General features: G+C 75.3%; 14 protein-coding genes. 7 read left to right on the top strand and 7 right to left on the bottom strand.

Translation table 11 applies throughout. The annotated features are described in order from the left end of the window. Positions 1 to 136: 136 nt before the first annotated feature. The 3 genes from ACFYXU_RS21705 to ACFYXU_RS21695 are packed head-to-tail and all read left to right on the top strand — an operon-like array spanning position 137 to position 6,842. On the top strand, positions 137 to 1,291 hold the full coding sequence (locus ACFYXU_RS21705) for an AAA family ATPase (protein WP_389406844.1): 1,155 nt from the start codon (positions 137 to 139) through the stop codon (positions 1,289 to 1,291). Further along, a complete protein-coding gene (locus ACFYXU_RS21700; RefSeq protein ID WP_389459297.1) occupies positions 1,288 to 4,959 on the top strand; it encodes a DUF5682 family protein in 3,672 nt (1,223 codons plus the stop codon). The genes ACFYXU_RS21705 and ACFYXU_RS21700 overlap by 4 nt, the downstream gene beginning before the upstream one ends. Further along, entirely contained in the window at positions 4,956 to 6,842 is a 1,887-nt protein-coding gene (locus tag ACFYXU_RS21695; protein ID WP_389406842.1) for a hypothetical protein, read from the top strand. Before ACFYXU_RS21700 ends, ACFYXU_RS21695 begins: the two co-directional genes overlap by 4 nt. A gap of 97 nt (positions 6,843 to 6,939) precedes the next feature. On the opposite strand, the gene ACFYXU_RS21690 is transcribed toward ACFYXU_RS21695, so the two are convergent. Continuing rightward, positions 6,940 to 7,695 (bottom strand): alpha/beta fold hydrolase, encoded by a 756-nt coding sequence (locus tag ACFYXU_RS21690; protein ID WP_389406841.1) that lies wholly within the window; start codon positions 7,693 to 7,695, stop codon positions 6,940 to 6,942. Between the two features lie 104 nt (positions 7,696 to 7,799). Between ACFYXU_RS21690 and ACFYXU_RS21685 the strand changes: the two genes are divergently transcribed. The 3 genes from ACFYXU_RS21685 (at position 7,800) to ACFYXU_RS21675 (ending at position 9,399) form a co-directional block, all read left to right on the top strand. Further along, positions 7,800 to 8,327 (top strand): PadR family transcriptional regulator, encoded by a 528-nt coding sequence (locus ACFYXU_RS21685; RefSeq protein ID WP_376510333.1) that lies wholly within the window; start codon positions 7,800 to 7,802, stop codon positions 8,325 to 8,327. 169 nt (positions 8,328 to 8,496) lie between these two features. Beyond that, positions 8,497 to 8,700, top strand: coding sequence for a cold-shock protein (locus ACFYXU_RS21680; RefSeq protein ID WP_147981444.1), 204 nt, complete (start codon positions 8,497 to 8,499; stop codon positions 8,698 to 8,700). 156 nt (positions 8,701 to 8,856) lie between these two features. Continuing rightward, positions 8,857 to 9,399 (top strand): hypothetical protein, encoded by a 543-nt coding sequence (locus ACFYXU_RS21675; RefSeq protein WP_389459295.1) that lies wholly within the window; start codon positions 8,857 to 8,859, stop codon positions 9,397 to 9,399. Between the two features lie 4 nt (positions 9,400 to 9,403). Here the strand turns inward: ACFYXU_RS21675 and ACFYXU_RS21670 are convergent, their stop codons facing one another. The 5 genes from ACFYXU_RS21670 to ACFYXU_RS21650 form a co-directional block, all read right to left on the bottom strand. After that, positions 9,404 to 10,180: an ABC transporter ATP-binding protein gene (locus ACFYXU_RS21670; protein WP_389406839.1), complete on the bottom strand. Its 777-nt coding sequence runs from the start codon at positions 10,178 to 10,180 to the stop codon at positions 9,404 to 9,406. Beyond that, positions 10,177 to 13,044 carry an ATP-binding cassette domain-containing protein gene (locus ACFYXU_RS21665; protein WP_389406838.1) on the bottom strand — a complete coding sequence of 956 codons (2,868 nt, stop codon included), beginning with the start codon at positions 13,042 to 13,044 and terminating at the stop codon, positions 10,177 to 10,179. Before ACFYXU_RS21665 ends, ACFYXU_RS21670 begins: the two co-directional genes overlap by 4 nt. A 12-nt stretch (positions 13,045 to 13,056) precedes the next feature. Continuing rightward, a complete protein-coding gene (locus tag ACFYXU_RS21660; RefSeq protein WP_376510341.1) occupies positions 13,057 to 14,304 on the bottom strand; it encodes an ABC transporter substrate-binding protein in 1,248 nt (415 codons plus the stop codon). 101 nt (positions 14,305 to 14,405) lie between these two features. Then, entirely contained in the window at positions 14,406 to 15,083 is a 678-nt protein-coding gene (locus ACFYXU_RS21655) for a class I SAM-dependent methyltransferase (RefSeq protein ID WP_376510343.1), read from the bottom strand. A 99-nt stretch (positions 15,084 to 15,182) separates the two neighbouring features. Beyond that, positions 15,183 to 15,740, bottom strand: coding sequence for an SMI1/KNR4 family protein (locus ACFYXU_RS21650; RefSeq protein WP_389459292.1), 558 nt, complete (start codon positions 15,738 to 15,740; stop codon positions 15,183 to 15,185). A 291-nt stretch (positions 15,741 to 16,031) separates the two neighbouring features. Between ACFYXU_RS21650 and ACFYXU_RS21645 the strand changes: the two genes are divergently transcribed. Further along, a complete protein-coding gene (locus tag ACFYXU_RS21645; protein ID WP_389406836.1) occupies positions 16,032 to 16,976 on the top strand; it encodes an ADP-ribosylglycohydrolase family protein in 945 nt (314 codons plus the stop codon). A gap of 105 nt (positions 16,977 to 17,081) precedes the next feature. Here the strand turns inward: ACFYXU_RS21645 and ACFYXU_RS21640 are convergent, their stop codons facing one another. Beyond that, a complete protein-coding gene (locus tag ACFYXU_RS21640) occupies positions 17,082 to 18,257 on the bottom strand; it encodes a pyroglutamyl peptidase (RefSeq protein ID WP_376510429.1) in 1,176 nt (391 codons plus the stop codon). Between the last annotated feature and the right edge of the window lie 63 nt (positions 18,258 to 18,320).

Raw genomic sequence — 18,320 nt, 5'->3', positions numbered from 1 at the left:
GCACCGCCGGGCGGCGCCTGAGCCGTCGCCGACGGGCCGCCCCGTCGTCGGTGCGGCGCCCCGGCCCCCGGGTGCGCCGCACCGGCCCCTCCCCTCCCGTACGCAAGCACGTCGCACCATGACGAAGGAATCCCGAATGACTGTCACCGAACAGACCGCGACCGCCCGGCAGGGCATGCCCGCCGAGGAGCGGTACGCGGTCGAGCTCGCCTTCCTCGCCGCGCAGGACCCCGGCCCGCGGCCGCCCGGCTGGGCGCTCACCCCCCGCGCGGTCGTCACGTTCGTCTGCGGCAGCGACGGCCGGGAGCTGGCTCTGGCAGAGCGCCACGCCGACCTGCCGTCCAAGCTCGTGATCCCGCCCAAGTTCGTCGGCGAGCGGGCCCTGGTCGAGCGGTGCGTGGTCACCCTCGCCGGAGAGCGCGGGCTGCTGCTCACCGGTGAGCCCGGTACGGCCAAGTCGATGCTGTCGGAGCTGCTCTCGGCCGCCGTCTGCGGCACCAGTGCCCTGACCGTGCAGGGCACCGCGGGCACCACCGAGGACGCCTTCCGGTACGGCTGGAACTACGCGCTGCTGCTCGCCCAGGGACCCACCCCGCAGGCCCTGGTGGACTCCCCCGTGCTCTCCGCCATGCGGACGGGGCGCGTGGTGCGGGTCGAGGAGATCACCCGGTGTCTGCCGGAGGTCCAGGACGCCCTCGTCTCCCTCCTGTCGGACCGGCGGATCACCGTGCCCGAACTGACCGCCACCGAGGACGCGGTGGTCCGCGCCGCCCCGGGCTTCACCGTCATCGCCACCGCCAACCTGCGCGACCGCGGCGTCTCGGAGATGTCCGCCGCGCTGAAGCGCCGCTTCAACTTCGAGACCGTGGACCCGATCGCCGACGCCGACGCCGAGGCGGTGCTGATCCGCCGCCAGGCCGTCGCCGCCGTGCAGCGCGCGGGCGCGGCCTTCGCCGTCGACGACGCCGTCCTGGACGCCCTCGTCACGGTCTTCCGCGACCTGCGGTCCGGCCGCTCCACCGAGGGCTGGGACGTGGAGCGGCCGGGCACGGTCATGTCCACCGCCGAGGCCGTGCAGGTGGCGGCGTCGCTGGGCGTCTCGGCCGCCTACCTTCCGGACGGGGACGTGCTGGACCTGCTGCCGGGCCATCTGCTTGGCGTGGTCCGCAAGGACGACCCGGCCGACCACGCGCGGCTGCTCGGCTACTGGGACGGCCCGGTGCGCCGCCGGGCCGAGGGCGGCTCCGCGATGTGGCGCCGCCTCTGGGACCTGCGCGGGAGCCTGCGGTGACGTCGACCGTCGATCCCCGAGCCGCGGTGGACGCGCTGGCCGCGTCCCGCACGCCGTATCTGCTCGGCGTACGGCACCACAGCCCCGCCCTCGCCGCGGTCGTGCCCGCGCTGCTTGACGAGGCGCGGGCCGAGGTGGTCTGCGTCGAGCTTCCCGCCGACTTCCAGCCCTGGCTGGAGCACCTCGCGGATCCCGAGACCGTCGCCCCGGTGGCCCTGGCCGGGGCGGGTGAGGGCGGGCGGCTGTCGTTCTACCCGTTCGCGGACTTCTCGCCGGAGCTCGCCGCCGTCCGGTGGGCCCGGGAGCGTGGCGCGGAGGTCGTGTGCTGCGACCTTCCCCTGGGCGACCCCGGCTGGGCGGCCGATGAGCACGGGCCGGTGCCCGAGCCGGACCCGGGGGACGGCGTCCGTCCGGATTCCGAGGCGCGCGGGCGGGGTTCGTACGCCGACGGGCTCGTCGCCGCCGGGACCGGTCGTGACGGCGACGACCTGTGGGACCGCGCGGTGGAGGTACTGGCTCCGGGCTGCGCCCCCGACGCGGTGCGGCGCGCCGCGCTGGGCGTGGGCTGGGCCCTGCGCACCGACGCCGTCGTGCCCGCCGTCGACCTGGCGCGCGAGGAGCGGATGCGGCGGGTCGTCGCCGACGCCTCCGCCGGAGGGCGGCGCGTGGCGGCGGTGATCGGCGCCTTCCACGCGCCCGCGCTCCTGGCGCCCGCGCAGGAGCGGGGCGAGGGGGCTTCGGCCACCGGGACCGGCCCCGCCACCGCGCACACGACGGACCGCGCGGACGGCCCCGAGGAGGGCCGTCCCGGGCCGCCGGACGGCGCCACGGAGTCGACGGCGGTCGCGCCGGCCGACCGTCGCGCGGGGCACGACGACGCCGCCGTCACCTCGCTCGTCCCGTACTCCTTCGACCTGCTCGACTCCCGGTCCGGCTACCCCGCCGGCATCCGCGACCCGCTGTGGCAGCAGGCCGTGCTCGGCGCGGCGGGCGATCCCGACCGGATCCTGAAGGCGGCCGCCGACGCGCTGACCGGTCTGTGCCGGGAGATGCGGCGCGCGGGCCACACCGCGGGCACCGGCGAGGCCGCGGAGACGCTGCGCCTCGCCTGCGACCTGGCGGCCCTGCGCGGACTGCCCGCACCCGGACGCGGTGAACTCCTGGAGGCCGTCACCACGGTCCTCGGCCAGGGCGAGCCCCTCGGCCGGGGCCGGGCCCTGGCCCGCGCCCTCGAGACCGTGCTCGTCGGCACCGCGCGGGGCCGGATCAGCCCGCACGCGCCCCGGTCGGGCCTGGGCCCCTCGGTCGAGGCCGAGCTCGCGGAACTGCGACTGCCCCGCCCGGACGAGCCCGACCGGCGCGAGGTCCGTCTCGACCCGCTCCGTTCGGCCCTGGACGGTCGCCGCGAGGTGCTGCTCCGGCGGCTGCTGGTGATAGGCGCCTCGTACGGCGAACCCCTCGCCGTGGCGAGCACGGGCGACGGCACCGCGCTCGGCACCAAGTGGCGTCTGGCGTGGACGCTGTCGGTGCCCGCCCGGCTCGATCTCGCCGGGGTGCGCGGCGTCACCGCCGCCCAGGCCGCGGCCGGCACCCTCGCCGCGACCGCGCGCCGCGAGGACGCCGAGGGAGGCCCCACCCCCGCCCAGATCCTGACCGGTCTGGTCGAAGCGGCCCGCTGCGACCTGCCCGAACTGGTCGACGCCCGCCTGCACGAGGCCTCCGCCGTGCTGCCCGACAGCGCCGACCTGCCGGAACTCCTCCAGGCCCTGGACCTGTTGGAGGGGCTGCGGCGCGGCCACTACCCCGGCACGACCCAGGACGCCCGCACGAAGGCCGGCGCGCTCACGGAGACGCTCCTCGAAGCCGCGGTGCGTTCCCTGCCCGGTCTCGCGGGGAGCGACAGCGCCGACGACGCCGGGGCGCTCGTGGCGCTGGCGGACCGGACGGCCGCCCGCCACCTGGGCCTCCGTCTCGACCGCGCGCTCTCCGGGCTGGCCACCGACGGCTCCCCGCTCATCCAGGGCGCCGCCCTGGCCGTGCGGGTGCTGCTCGACCTGGACGACGTGCCCGGGCTCGGCGACCGGACGGCCGCCTGGATCGACGGGGCCACCACCCCCGAGGCGCGCCGCGCGCTGTCGAAGCGGCTCGTGGGGCTGCTGACGGCCGCCGGGCCCCTCCTCCAGTCGTCACCGGACGTACTCGCCCCGCTCATGGACCGGGTCGACGCGCTGGCCGACACGGAGTTCCTCGACCGTCTCCCGGCGCTGCGCGGCGGATTCGACGCGCTGGCACCGGCCGCTCGCGAGCGGCTGCTCACGGCCGTGACCGAGCGGCTCGGCGACCGGCTCGACCTGTCGCTCGACGCCCCCGCCGAGCTGCTCGCCCTGTGGGCGGCGGCCGACGCCGCCGGCTCGGCCGCGCTGAAGGCCCTGGGTCTGTCGGGCGGGGACGCGGCCGAGAGTCCCCTCCCCGCGGCCACGGCCGCGGACGGTGCGACCGCCGATACGGACGCGCCGCCGAGCACGGCCGCCGAGCACGGGGAGCGGCGGCTCGGACCCGCCGACCGGTGGCGCCTGCTGCTCGGCCGCCACAAGGAACGGCTCAGCGGGGACGCCCGCCGCTACGCCCACGCCCTGGACGAGCTGTACGGCCGGGGGCGCGGCGAGGGCGCGCAGGACCTGGACGGCGGCGCGCCCGGACAGGGCGGTGGCCAGGACCCGTCCTTCCCCACCGCCCGCGAGTGGGCGGCGGAGTTGGAGGCGCTCTTCGGCTCCGACGTGCGCGAGGAGGTCCTCGCGGGAGCCGCCGAAGCGGGTCGCGTCGACGTGCTCGCGCAGCTCGATCCGGAATCGGTGCGCCCCTCGGTGGAGCTGCTCGGTTCGGTGCTGTCCCTGGCCGGTGGCATGCCCGAGGCCCAGCTCGCCCGGCTGCGTCCGCTGGTGAAGCGGCTCGTCGACGAGCTCTCGCGGGAGCTGGCCACCCGCCTGCGCCCGGCGCTCTCGGGTCTGGCCACCCCGCGCCCCACCCGGCGCCCCGGCGGGCGCCTCGACCTGGCCCGTACGCTCCGGGCCAACCTCGCCCACACCCGGCGCGCCGAGGACGGCCGACTGGTCGTCGTGCCGGAGCACCCGGTGTTCAGCACGCGGGCGAGCAAGGAGGCGGACTGGCGGCTCGTCCTCGTCGTGGACGTCTCCGGTTCCATGGAGGCCTCGGTGATCTGGTCGGCGCTGACGGCCGCGGTCCTGGGCGGGGTGCCGACCCTGTCCACGCACTTCCTGGCCTTCTCGACCCGGGTGATCGATCTGACCGACCGGGTCGAGGATCCGCTGTCGCTGCTCCTGGAGGTCCGGGTCGGCGGCGGGACGCACATCGCGGCCGGTCTCGCGCACGCGCGCTCGCTGATCACCGTGCCGAGCCGCACGCTCGTCGTCGTGGTCAGCGACTTCGAGGAGGGTGCACCGCTCGCCGGGCTGCTGGGCGAGGTGCGCGCCCTGGCCTCGTCCGGAGCCCACCTGCTGGGCTGCGCGGCGCTCGACGACACCGGCACTCCGCGCTACTCGGTGCCCGTGGCACGCCAACTCGTCGCGGCCGGCATGCCGGTCGCCGCTCTCAGCCCGCTCGCCCTCGCCCGCTGGGTGGGCGACCGCCTCCGTGGAGAACCCCGTTGAGTACCGGACTGCTGCCTCCCGTCGCCCCCGACGTCCTCGCGGACGCCGTGGAGCAGTTGAGCGCACGACTGCGCAAGAAGCTCGACGCGGCCGTCGCGGACTGTGGCGCACGAGCCGCCACCTCGGCCGACGGGTCGGTCGAGGTCCCCTTCGGCGAGGACGCCTCGGTCACCCTGCGTCCGGGCCCGTCCGGCGCGGTCACGCACGCGGACCAGGCCGTGTGCAGCTGCCTCCTGGCGCCTCGCTGCCTGCACCGGGCCGCGGTGCTGGGCGCGGCTCCCCTCGCCGACGCCGACGCGCACGGCGACCAGGAGCCGGCCCCGGACGGGACCGCCGCCGTGGAAGAGGGCTCCCCCGAAGGCCGGCCCGACGGGTCCGGACCGGCTCTCCCCCGCACGGCACCCGGGGACGATCCGCGCCGTGCGGCAGACGCCTCCGGTGTCGAGCCGGTCGCCCTCACTCCCGCGCAGGTGCGCGCCGCCGAGGGGCTCTGGGGCGCCGCCGCCGAGGCCTTGGCCGCCGGTGTCGCCGCGGGTGGCGCGGTGGTGCAGGCCGAGCTGCTCCGCGCCGCCCACACGGCTCGGCTGGCGGGACTTCCCCGCGCCGAGGCCGCCGCGTTGCGGGTGGTACGGGGTCTCAGGGCGGCGCGCGAGCGGCGCGAGGGCCAGCGTCTGAGCGACCTCGCGGAGGCGTTCCGCACGTTGCTGGCGGGCGCGGCGGCGCTGAGCTCCGGGGCGGCCGACGCGGGTGCGGCGGCGTCCGCGCGCCGGGTCTACGCGCAGGGCGGCAGCGTGCGGGCGTACGGGCTGTGCCGGGAGCCGGTGCTGTCCGCGACCGGGTACGGCGGAGTGACGACGCATCTGATCGGTGCGGAAGGAGCCTTCTACACGGTGTCGGACGTGCGGCCCGGCGGTCTCTCCCGCGCGAAGGGCGCGGGCTCGGCCCAGGTGGCGCTCGGCGGCGCGGTCCTGGACCACGCGGGGCTGGCGCGCGGGGGTCTGCGGATCGTCGGCGCGACCGTCTCCGCCGACGGGCGGCTCGGTGCGGGGCGTGGGGTCAGCGCGACGCCGCTGCGGGGTGTGGACTGGTCCGAGGAGCCCGTCGCCGCGCTGTTCGCCCGGCCGGTGCGGGAGGCGATGACCGCCGCGCTGGCCGGGGACGGACCCGGGGCGGGCGAGGCCGACGGGCCGGCGACGGCGCTGCTGGGCTGTGACGTCGAGGTGATCGGGGCGGCCGGTGACGCTGTCGTCGTCCGTGTCGCCGGGGAGGGGCCGTTGGTGCGGCTTCGCGCCGCGCACCCCCACCCGGAGCTGCCGCACGCGGCGAACCTGCGGCGGATCGCCCAGTACCCGGGACTCGCTCTGCGAGTGCTGGGCCGCCCCGATCTGGACCGGGCGGCGACGCTTCGGCCGCTGGCGGTCGGGCCGGTGCCGGGGGCTCCGGTCACGCTGCGGCTGCCGGCGGAGTGGAAGGGCCGTGCCGATCTCGGCTACGACCGGTTGCAGGGCGAGCACTTCCCCCGCGAGGGGGTGGGCCCGGCGGTCCCGGAGGCGGTGGCCGCGGGTCCCGACCCCCTGGCGGACGCGCCGTTGTGGCGGGTGCGGCGCCTGCTGGAGGCGGGCGTGGCGGGCGGGCGGCGCACGGTGGCGGAGGCGGGCCGAGGAGCGGAAGCGGCCTCGCTGGTCGCCCGGCTGACCCGGGCGGGTCTGGCCGGGGCGGCGCACCTCGCCCGGTCCCTGACCGAGGAGGCGGGCCGCCGTCCCCGTGACGCCTTCGGCCGCCTCACCGACGCCTCGGCCGACGACTACGCGCGGGCCTGGCTCGCCTCGGCCGTGCATCTGGCGGCGGCGGAGAGGTCGTTGGTGGCCTCGTCCTGGTCCTGATCGAACCGGGGGGCGCGCCCGCCGTGGCCTGGTCCTGGCCTTGAGCCACGGCGAGCGCCCGTCGTCACGGCGGGCGCTCGCCGTGCCGTCGAGGCAGTCACCGGCCGGCCACCGCCCGGGCGAAGACGGCGGGATTGTCGAACATGACGTTGTGACCGGCGCCGGGCACGGTCACGACGTCCACACCGGCCGTCCGGAGGCCGTCCGCGCCGGGCAGATCCCCGCTCCGCTCACCCTGGAGGTAGACGCGCGGCACGCGCGCGTGGAGCAGCATCTCGCGCATCACGGGGTCCGTGCCCCGCACCAGGTGGACGGCTGACCGGTGCAGGGCCAGCGGGTCGGCCAGTCGCATCGTGGCCGCCCACGTGGGGCCGACGCGTTCCAGGACGCGGGCGAAACCCCCGCCGCGTACGAACTCCTCCTCGGTGTACGACGCGATGCCGCTGCTGCCCGCCGTGGGCGGCGGGAACGGATCGAAGTTGCCCTCCGCCACGACGAGCCGCCCGACCAGGTCGGGCCTGCGGTGGGCGAGGACGACGGCGACCGCTCCGCCCATGCTGTGTCCGGCGAGCACCGCGTCGCCGGTCCGGGCCGCGTCGAGCGCGGCGGCCAGCGCGTCCGCGTGATCCTCCAGGGCGTAGCCGAAGTCGGCGGGCCGGTCGCTGATGCCGTGTCCCGGCAGGTCGACGAAGAGGATCCGCCGGCCCGCGAGCTCGCGTCGGGCCCCGATGTGAGCGTGGTAGACCGTGGAGGCGGCCCCCAGTCCGTGGACGAACACCACCGCGGGCCCCTCCCCGTCCGCCTCGGTCCATCGGATGACACTGCCCCGCTCGTCGAATCGCGCCCCACGCACCGCCCGTTCCCCTTTCCCCTGCTCTCGGCACCCCAGTACTACGTCACCGCAGTACTACGCCATCACAGTACTACGGCATCGTCGCCATGGGAGAGAATGCGGGCATGCTGGAACTCTCGATCCTCGGCTTCCTCTACGAGACCCCGCTGCACGGCTACGAGCTGCGCAAGCGCATCACCGCCCTCACGGGCCATGTGCGCCCGGTCGGCGAGTCCACGCTGTACCCGGCCATCAAGCGCCTGGAGAGGGCCGGTCTGCTCGTCCGGGAGATCCGGCCCGGCCCCGCCGCGGCCCCCCGGCAGGTCCTCACCCTCACCGACGCCGGCCGGGACGAGCTGCGCCACCGTCTCGCGGACGCCGCAGGTGCCGAAGTGACCGACGAGAACCGCTGGTTCACCCTCCTGGCCTTCCTGCGTCACCTCGACGACCCTGCCTCCCAGGCCGCCGTCCTCCGGCGCCGTCTCGCCTTCCTGGAAGAGCCCGCCAGCTTCTTCTACGACGGCGAGCGTCCCCTGCGCGCCGAGGACCTGGACGACCCGTTCCGCCGCGGAATTCTCACCGTCGCCCGTGCCACGAGCCGGACGGAAGTCGCGTGGCTCCGGTCGACCCTCACCGACCTGGAGAGCACGTAGGGCCTCTCGGCGCGGGCCCGGCCGGGAGGGTGCGGACGGCTCTCCGGAGCAAGATTTTGGGATCGGGTGTAGGCGAGGGTCCAGTGGGGCAGTACTGGTTCGGGCGTCCGATGGGGGCGCCGGGGGTGGCCCTCTCCGGGCCACCGCTGAATTGACCAGAAGGACGAGCATGGCCAGCGGCACCGTGAAGTGGTTCAACTCCGAAAAGGGCTTCGGCTTCATCGCCCAGGACGGGGGCGGACCTGACGTCTTCGCCCACTACTCCAACATCTCCGGCAACGGATACCGCGAACTGACCGAGGGCGAGACGGTGACGTTCGACATCACCCAGGGCCAGAAGGGCCCCCAGGCGGAGAACATCATCCGCGGCTGAGCCCTGCTCCCGCACCCTGAGGCGCCCGCACGTCGTGTGGGCGCCTCAGGGCTGTTCCGATGGGTCGACCGTCGGCTCGCCCCCTCCCCCACTCCCCCACCGACACCCGCCGCCCGACCGGAGCGGGGCCCCGGCCCGTCGTTAGGGTGGGCCGCTGTGACCAGCTCCCTCCGGCTTCCGCTGCTCTTTCTCGACGTCGATGGACCGCTCATCCCGTTCGGCGGGGACCCCGGGCAGTATCCGAACCATTCGACCGGCCTCGATCCGCGCCACGCCGAGGCCCATCCGCTCCTGGCCCGGATCGATCCGGAGCACGGCGCCAAGCTGGCTTCCCTCGCGTGCGAGCCGGTCTGGGCCACGACCTGGTCGGAGGACGCGAACGAGTGCGTCGCGCCGCTGATCGGTCTTCCTCGGCTGGACGTGGTGGTCTGGCCCGAGCCGTCCGACGTCGATGAACGGGACGCGCGCGCCGGGCTGCACTGGAAGACCCGTACCCTCGTCGCCCGGGCGGCCGGCAGGCCGTTCGCGTGGGTCGACGACGAGGTCACGGGCGTCGACCGTGCCTGGGTCGGGGCTCACCACCCGGGCCCCGCGCTGGTTCACCGTGTCGACGCGCGCCTCGGGCTCACCGACCGTGACTACGACGCCCTCCGCTCGTGGCTGCTGGATCCGTACGGGACCGGGCAGGCCCGGCGGTGAGGGGTCAAGGGTCGACGTCACGAGCCTCGGTGGCCCCCTCCGCCGCGCCGGTCTCACTGCCGAGGTAGGCCTCGCGTACCGCCGGGTCCGACCGGACCTGCGCCGCCGTGCCTTCGGCGAGCACCCGGCCGAGGTCGAGCACCACCACCCGTGAGCACAGCTCCATCACGAAGGTCACGTCGTGCTCGACGAGGAGGACCGCGCAGCCCTCCTCGTCGGCCATGTGGCGGATGACGGCGGCGAGTTCGCGGCGTTCCCGGGCCGTCGTCCCGGACGCGGGCTCGTCCAGGAGCAGGACCCGGGGCGGGTCGGCGAGCGCGCGGGCCAGCTCGACCATGCGGGCCCGGCCGACGGGCAGGGCTCCCGCGTAGGTCCCGGCCAGCGGGTCGAGCCCGCACTCGTGGAGCACGGCGGCGGCCCGCTTCCGGCGGAGGCGCGTCGCGGACCGTGCTCCGCCGCGCCAGTCCTGTGCCACCACCAGGTTGTCGGTGACGGTCAGCTGCCCGAAGAGCTGCTGGCGCTGGAAAGTCCGGCGGATGCCGTGCCGGGCTCTCCAGACGGGGGATCGGCGGGTGATGTCCGTACCGTCGTACGTGACGGTTCCCGCGTCCGGCCGGCGCATCCCCGACAGCACGTCGAAGAGGGTCGTCTTGCCCGCGCCGTTCGGTCCGATGAGCCCGCAGATCTCCCCGGGGCCGACGGAGACGGACGCCTCGCGCAGCGCGAGGACGCCGCCGAAGCGCACCCCGATCCCGTCGGCGCGGAGCAGGGCCCGGCTCATCGGCGGACCCCCCGTCCCAGATAGGCCTCGGCGAGCCGGTCGCGGTCCACCTCGGACCGGGGTCCTGACCAGGTGATCCCGCCCTGTGCGAGGTACGCGACGGTGTCCGCGATGCCGAGCACCCCGGCCGCCTTCTCCTCGACGAGGACGAGCGCGGTGCCGTGGTCGCGGAGTTCGGTCAGGAGGCCGAAGACCTCGTCCACGAGGCGTGGCGCGAGGCCGAGGGAGGGTTCGTCCGCGACGAGCACCGCCGGTGGCCGCTGGAGGAGGGGGGCGAGGGCGAGCAGCTGCTGCTCGCCGCCCGACAGGGACCCCGCGGCGACCGTGCGGCGGGCGGCGAGCGCGGGGAAGCGCGCGTAGACGGCCTCGCGGTCCTCGGCCGCCGTCAGTTGCAGCGTCAGGTTCTCCTCGATGGAGAGCCCGGCGAAGATCCCCCGCCCCTCGGGGGCGAGCCGCACCCCTCGGCGCGCGCGGACGACCGTCGCGTCGCGGGTCGCGTCCTCGCCCCGCACCCGCACGAGACCGTCCACCGGCCGCAGGAGTCCCGCGGCGACCCGGCAGAGGGTGGACTTTCCGGCCCCGTTGGGCCCGAGCAGGGCCAGCACCTCGCCGCCGCGCACGGCGAGGTCCACGCCGTGGAGCACGGGCGCGCCACCGTATCCGGCGCGTACGCGGCGCAGTTCGAGCGCGGCCGGGGCGTCGCGGGGGTCGCGGCCCGCTCCCGGGGAGGCGGCGTCGACCGCAGCGGCGTACGGCGCGGACGGCCGGTCCGAGGAGGCGGCGACGCCTCCGTACGCGACGGGTTTCGCGCCGTATGGGCCTCCGAGTCGGCCGGAGGACTGCCCCCGTTCCGCCTCCGGTCCCCCGAGCCGCCCGGAGGACCCCTCCCGCCCCGCCCCCTGGCCTCCGAGGCGCCCTGCGGCCTCCTCCCGTTCCGCCCCGGGCCCGCGTCGCGCGGCGCGTCGGGCCGCGAGCCGGGACGGAAGCGCGGCGCAGTACCCGTCGGGGTCGTTCGCGAGTGCCAGGCCCGCCAGTCCGAAGAGGATCACCGGCAGGTGCGCGGACTCCGTCACGTACGTCGTCAGGAGGTGCGGGGCCACCGCGAACACCAGCCCCGCCACGGCCGCGTACTGCGGTCGGCGGACCCCCGCCGCGACGACGACCGCCAGCCAGACCAGGCCCGTCATCGCCGTGAAGTCGGTGGCGGTGATCCTGGTGTTGTACGAGGCGTAGAGCACCCCGCCGAAGCCCGCGAGGCCCGCGGACACCGTGAAGAGCAGGAGTTTCGTCCGTACGACCGACACCCCCGACGCCGCGGCGGCCTCCGGGGCCGAGCGGACGGCCAGCACGGCCCGGCCCCAGCGGGAGCCACGCAGCCGGGTGAGGAGCGCAACCGCCGCCGCGCCGAGCAGCACGAGCGCGAGGCCAAGGGCCCGGTCGTCGCCCAGGTCCACCGGTCCGGCCACCGGGCGCGGGACCGCCCAGCCGGTGTCGCCGTTCCGGAGCCCGCCGATCTGGAAGAGCACCTGGTCCGCGAGGAAGGCCAGGGCCAGGGTGGCGAGGGCCAGCGATCTTCCGCCGAGCCGCAGCGCGGGGAGCGCGACGACCGCGCCGAGGAGGGCCGCCGCCGCGGTACCGGCCGCCGCGGCGGCGGCGAAGGGCCAGCCGTGGCTCATCAGCATCCCGGCGACGAGGGCCGCCCCGGTCACGAACGTCGCCTGGGCCAGGGAGACCATCGCGCCGAGCCCGGTGACCACCGTGAACGACATGAGGACGAGCCCGATCGCGAGCCCCTGGGCCAGGATCCCGCTCCAGAAGGGCGTGGTGACGGTGTAGAACGACGCGGCCAGGAGGGCGCCGGCCACCGCCCAGGCGCCCCAGCGCCGGCCCCACCCCTTTCCCTCGAGGTGGTCGGCCGGCGACGGGTCCGCGGCCGCCGTGCCCGCCGCGCGCCGCCGTCGCCGCCCGAGGAGGACGAGGCCGGCGAAGAGGATGAGGAAGGGTACGGCCGTGCGGAATCCGGTGATGTCCTCGGCGAAGGACGCGTACCCCGCGACGAGGTTCTGGAGCACTCCGAGCCCCAGGCCGCCCGCGAAGGCGAGCGGGACCGAGAGGAAGCGTCCGAGGACCGCCGCGGTGGCCGACACGAAGAGGAACAGCGTGTAGTCGTGTGCCGAGAGTCCGAGGAGCGGCGTGGCGAGGACCCCGGCGAGGCCCGCGAGACCGGACGACAGCATCCAGGCGATCGAGGAGAGCCGGTCGGCGCTGATGCCCCGCAGTTCGGTCAGACCCCGGTTGTCGACGGCGGCCCGCAGCCGGAGGCCGAGGCGGGTGCGGCGCATCAGGACCCACAGGGCGGCTGCCGCGAGGGCGGTGGCGATCCAGGTGATCAGCTGGTCGGAGTCGACGCCCACGCCGTCGAGCGGCTGCCAGGACACGGCCGGGCTGGGGCCGACGCCCGGCAGCCCGTACTGGTTCTCCGCGGGGACGACCGGGGCGCCCGCCCGGTCCAGGAGTTCGACCGTCCACAGTCCGGCGGCGGGCAGGGCGACGAGCAGCCCGATCGTGGCCACGATCTGTGCCGTCTCCCCGGCCCCGGCGAGCTTTCGGAACATCAGCCGGTCCAGGCCCCAGCCGAGGCCGGGCGCCACCCCGCACACCAGGATCAGGGCGGTGGGCACGGCCGGCCAGCCGAATCCGGAGTGCAGCTCGTGGAAGGCGAGCGCGCACAGGTAGGCGGTGGCGCCGTGCGCGAAGTTGAAGAGTCCGGAGGCGGAGTAGGAGAGGACGAGGCCGGTCGCGAGCAGCGCGTACAGCGCGCCGGAGACCAGCCCGCTCAGGACGAAGCCCAGCAGGTCACCCATGTGAGGCGCCCCTCAGCCGAAGGGGATCGGCGGATGGCACGTGAACGGCACGGCGATCTCGTACCGCCCGTTCTTCAGGCGGACGAGCGCGCCGCAGCCGAAGCTCTCCTTCTGCCCCTTGGGCTCGGCGCGGTCACCGACGAGCGTTCCGGTGTCGGAGAAGCCGTTCGCGGCCTTCTGGAAGGAGTCGACGGTGAGGTCCTTGCCGGCCTTGGCGGCGATGGAGAGGAAGAGGTCGGCGCTCATGTACCCCGTCATCATGTGCATGTTGAGCGGTACTTCCTTACCGCCCGCGGCCTTCTTGATGTCGGTCTTCAACTGCCGCATCGCGGGGGTGTCCGACTCGAAGGGCTGGAACTGGAGCAGCACGTACACCCCGTCGAGCGCCTGCTTCGTCGCGTCCTTGGCGAGGAGCCCGGGGTCGTAGTCCGTCGGGTCGGAGATGACCCCCCGGTAGCCGGAGCGCTTGAGCGCGGTGAACAGGCCGATGTTGTACGGGGTCTGCATCACGGAGACGACGGCGTCGGGTGCGGTGCCGCCGGGCCCGGAGCGCAGGATCTCCTCGGTGTACGCCGACCAGTCGCTCGGCATCGAGGTCGCCGGGACCACGGCCTTCGCGTACGCGACCCGGAAGCCCGCCGCCTTGAAGCCCTGCGTGAAGGTACGGATGCCGAACTTCCCGGCGTCGTTGTCACCGGCGATCAGCGCGACCGACCTGCCGCGCGCGCCGCCGAGGACGGACGCCAGACCCTCGGGCCAGGTCTGGTTGAGCGTGCCGCCGGGCGTGGGGACGAGACAGCCGTTGAAGCCGTAGAGGTGCTCCGGCCCGCAGAACGAGGGCAGCGTGCCCCAGCCCACCGTGGGCACCTTCTGGGCGTCGAGGAAGTCGGCCCCGGCGAAGGTCACCGAGCTCATGGGAGAGACGGCGAAGACCTTCTCCTGCTGCACGAGTCTGCGGGCCGCCGCGAGGTTCTTCGAGGGGTCCTGGCCGTCGTCCTCGGCGCCCAGGTACTCGATCTTCCGGCCGTTGATCCCGCCCTCGGCGTTGGCCCGGTCGTAGCGGGCCCGGGCGCCGAGGTCGGTGTCCTTCTTGGAGTAGCCGCTGGCGGACGTCATGGAGACGATGCCGCCGACCCTGATCGTGCCCGCGGTGACTCCCCGTACCGAGGAGGGACTGCTTCCGCCGGTGGAGGCGGAGTTGCAGGCGGTGACGAGGAGCAGGGTCAGGGCGGCGGCTGTGACGCGCAACGGTCGAGGCACGGGCGATCCCTCCGTCGGGTGACCGCATTCTGTGACCGTGCCGGTGAACCGTCAATAACTGACGCACCATCAATTGATGATACGTCAGGGAAGCTTGGGCGTCAGTCCGTCGACTCCTTCCGCCCCGCGCGCTCCGGGCGGCGCGCGTAGGTGAACAGGTGCTCCTCGGGGGCGGCGCGGTCGTCGTCCGGCGTGAAGTCCGACAGCGCGTGGTGCAGCACCTCGAGGCCGCAGTCCTCGCGCTGGAGGCGCAGGTACTCGTCCACCGGGAAGCTGGAGACCCTGACCGTGTGCTCCATCCAGACGATCTCCATGTCCTCCACGTCGGCGGGCACGGTCGCGGTCACCAGGAACCCTCCCGGCGCGAGCCAGCCGGCCATGCGCCGGAGCGCGGCGGACGCCTCCTCGCGGCTCATCATCATCAGCGGGAAGAACGCGCACACCGCGTCGAAGCCGCCCTCCGGCGCCTCGAAGGCGCGGACGTCGCACTGCTCGAAGCGGGCCCCCGGCACCTGCGCCCTCGCGAGGGCGACCATCTCCGCGGACACGTCGATGCCGGTCACCTCACACCCGGCGCGCGCCAGGAGGTCGGCGACCGGACGTCCCGTACCGCTGCCGACGTCGAGGACCCTGGCACCCGCGCCGAGCCGTGCGGTGAGCCAGTCGACCGCCGCCCGCTGGGCCGGCAGCCGGACGAAGGCGTGCTCGTACGCGATCCCCAGGCCGTCGAAGAGTTCCGCCGCCGTCACCGGCCGGCGCTCCGTACCGTCGTGGTCCATTCCGGGTCCCTTCCGTCGCGGGTGGTGCGTACGGGGGGTTCGTACCACGCGCGGGCGGCCCCGGCCGGTGCTTTCGGACGGGACGACTCCGGTGCGTCCTCACGCCGACCCGTCGTCTCCGGACGGAAGCCGTGCCGGACGCCGGGCGGTGGCCCTCGGGCCCCAGGAGGCGCGGGCGACGGTGGCCGGGGAGGTGAGCCCCAGAGCCGCGTTGTCCTTGCCGTCGCGCAGGTGGTCCAGCCAGCGTTCGTACCAGCTCAGGAAATCCCGGGCCGAGGAGACGTTCGGCTGCCGGAATCCGTCCGCGTCGCCGGTGAGCACCCGGCCGGTGAGCGGTCCGGTCACACCGACGAGGCACAGGTCGGAGCAGCCCATCTCGACGACGTGGAGGAACAGGTCTCCCGCGAGCGCGTCCGGGTGGTCGACGTGGTGGAATCCCCATGGCGTGCCGTCCGCGGGCCGGCGGTCCATGGTGAACAGCCGGCAGGCCTCCAGCGGAAGCAGTCCGTAGAAGGGGCCCGCGCCACCGCCTCCGAGTTCGGCGAGGAACTGTCGATAGGCGGGCGGCAGTGCGATGCGGTGCTCCCGCTCGAAGTCGTCCAGCCGGGCGGGAGAGACACGGGGGGCGAGGCGGAACAGGTGGCGCTCGGCACCCATCGAATGACTGCCGCCCGCGAGGTACGGCGCCTGCGCGAGCTTGGACCGTATGCGTGCGGTGCGGGTCGTACGGGACGTGGGCGCCGTACGGGCCTTGGGGCCGGTACGGGCTGTGGGAGTAGAGCGGGTGGTACGGCGCTCGGGCGTCGTACGGGCTGTGCGGGAGTCCATCGGAGGATCTCTTCTCGTGTCTCGGGCCACTCTACCGACGCACGGACTCCTGTCCCCGCGTGCGAAGAGCACCGAGAAATCGGAGTGCCCGGGACACCGGCGCCCTGTGATACTGCCGCGATGATCAACCCTCCCGCCTCCGCCCTGGACTCCTTGACCGGTCTCGCCTTCGGTGACGCCTTCGGCGACCGCTGGTTCGGCATCCTGCGCCGCGAGGGCGACGCCGCCCTGCAGTCGCGGACGCCGCCTCCCGAGCCGGTGTGGCGGTGGAGCGACGACACCGCGCAGGCACGGGTCCTCGTCGGGGAACTCGCCGAGGGCGGCGGGGACGTCGACCCGGACCGCCTCGCGCTGCGCCTCGCCGAGGCGTACGCCGACGACACCCACCGGGGCTACGGGGCCTCCATGCACGACGTGCTCCGCCGGATCGGCGCGGGCGAGCCCTGGCGGGACGTGGTCGCCGGACAGTTCGCCGGGCAGGGGTCCTGGGGCAACGGCGCGGCGATGCGCGTGGCCCCGCTCGGGGCGTGGCACGCCGCCGACCTCGACGCCGTCGCCGAACTGGCCGCACGCCAGAGCACGGTGTCCCACCACCACCCGGAGGCGGTCGCCGCAGCGGTGGCCGTCGCCCTGGCCGCCGCGCTGGCGGCGGGCAGCCGGGGCGGGCCCGCACCGGCGCGTCCCGATCTCCTCAACGCGGTCGCCGCACGGCTCCCCGACAGCGACGTCCGGTCGGGGCTGCGGATCGCGGCCCGGATGCCGGCGCACACCTCGGTCCGGCACGCCGCGGAGGTCCTGGGCTCCGGCTACCGGATGTCCGGGCCCGACACCGCGCCCTACGCCCTGTGGTGCGCGGCGGGCCATCTGGACGACCTGCACGAGGCGTTGTGGACCACCGTCGAGGGGCGCGGCGACATCGACACCACCTGCGCCATCGTGGGTGGCGTGGTCGCCGCCCGCACGGGCACCGGCGCGCTCCCGCCCGCCTGGCACGCGGCCCTCGAACCGCTGCCGCCGCTCGGGCGGGGCGTGCGGGGTGACGGCGCGGGGCGCGACCTCACCTGATCCCGGGCGCCTCGCCCGCCGTGCCGGGGCGCTCCGCCCGGGGGGTGTGGCATCGAGGCGCCCCGGATCACCGGGACCGCCGAGGCCCGTGGAGACCCGTCCGGATCACCGTGCTCCGGCGGCCACGGCGACGATCGCGCGGACCTGGGCGATGATGTCGAGCCGGTTCCGTACGAACGTGGCGTCGGTGACCGTTCCCGTGGCCGGGTCGGTGTTCCCGGGGCCGAAGTCCAGGACCGGCGTGTGCACATGACCGCCGGGCAGCCGGTTCAGGCCGAGGCGGTCGCGCAGCAGCGTGGCGCGGTAGGCGATCTCGTTGGACAGGTAGTTCCCGCCGCCGCCCGCGCGGGCGGCGGAGCCGGGCGTCGGTCCTCCGGGGCGGACGACGGGGGTGTCGGAACCGGCCGGGAGTTCGGTGACGGAGGTGTTGTCGTAGACCGGGAAGCGGCCGGTGGAGGCCGCCGTGATCGCCGTGTACGGGAGGGTCGTGGTCGTCCACTGGGGCTGTGTGCCCGGATCGTCGACGGGCACGGTCTCCGTGCGGGACAGGTTCTCGTTGTCGGGGAAGCCGCCGCGCCAGGCGCCGTTGGTCCGCTCGATGTCGAAGCGGCCGGGGCGCCCCTGGCTCACCGTCGTGAAGAGGTCCACCTCCGGCAGGTGCGGTCGCAGGGTGCGCTCGACCGTGCCGTCGGCGAAGTCCTGCCACCGGACGGGGAAGACGGCCGTCTCCACCCGGGCGAGGGAGCCGTCGGAGGTCCGCAGCCAGGTCCCGTCCAGCGCGAGCGCGGTGGCCCCGGAGGGATTGCTGATCCGGGTGTCGCGGTCGAGCGTGAAGGGATCGAATCCGGTCAGGAGGATGCGCTTCACGCCCTTGCCCGCCGGGTAGCGGATCGAGTCCTGGCCGCGCGAAGCACGTTCGAGGCGGTCGAGCAGCCGGGCCCGGCCCTCTTCGTGGATCCCGAACCGGGGCTGCCACGCGCGGAGTTCACGGGTGAGCGCGAGGCGCGACCAGTACAGCGGCCGGTCGTCGTCGCGGGACAGACCGCCGCCCTCTCCTCCCCTGCCCTGGGCCCGGTCCACGGCGCGCCGCCAGAGTCCCGATGCGTACCGGACGACCGTCTTCTCGGCGGCGGCGAAGGATCCGGCGTCGGAGAGGGCGTCGGCGAACCGCGGGGCCAGGGAGTCGAATCCGCTGCGCCGCAGGATCTCCCGGGGCGCGGGCCGGTCGAGCCGGGCCTCCTCCGCGGTGACGGCGGGCGCGCCCTCGGTACGCGCGCCCACAGCACTCGTCCGCGCGGTACTCGCGCCCGAGGCACTCGGCCGCGCGGTGCTCGTGCCCGCGCC

The organism is Streptomyces sp. NPDC002232 (assembly GCF_042890295.1).
Classification (GTDB): domain Bacteria; phylum Actinomycetota; class Actinomycetes; order Streptomycetales; family Streptomycetaceae; genus Streptomyces.
This window is presented reverse-complemented; position numbering and strand designations above follow the sequence as displayed.

Excerpts from the sequence above, each read along its gene's own strand:
- ACFYXU_RS21665 (WP_389406838.1), bottom strand. The coding sequence starts at position 13,044 with ATGGGTGACCTGCTGGGCTTCGTCCTGAGCGGGCTGGTCTCCGGCGCG.
- ACFYXU_RS21650 (WP_389459292.1), bottom strand. The coding sequence starts at position 15,740 with ATGGGTGCCGAGCGCCACCTGTTCCGCCTCGCCCCCCGTGTCTCTCCC.
- ACFYXU_RS21670 (WP_389406839.1), bottom strand. The coding sequence starts at position 10,180 with ATGAGCCGGGCCCTGCTCCGCGCCGACGGGATCGGGGTGCGCTTCGGC.
- ACFYXU_RS21685 (WP_376510333.1), top strand. The coding sequence starts at position 7,800 with ATGCTGGAACTCTCGATCCTCGGCTTCCTCTACGAGACCCCGCTGCAC.
- ACFYXU_RS21705 (WP_389406844.1), top strand. The coding sequence starts at position 137 with ATGACTGTCACCGAACAGACCGCGACCGCCCGGCAGGGCATGCCCGCC.
- ACFYXU_RS21680 (WP_147981444.1), top strand. The coding sequence starts at position 8,497 with ATGGCCAGCGGCACCGTGAAGTGGTTCAACTCCGAAAAGGGCTTCGGC.
- ACFYXU_RS21655 (WP_376510343.1), bottom strand. The coding sequence starts at position 15,083 with ATGGACCACGACGGTACGGAGCGCCGGCCGGTGACGGCGGCGGAACTC.
- ACFYXU_RS21645 (WP_389406836.1), top strand. The coding sequence starts at position 16,032 with ATGATCAACCCTCCCGCCTCCGCCCTGGACTCCTTGACCGGTCTCGCC.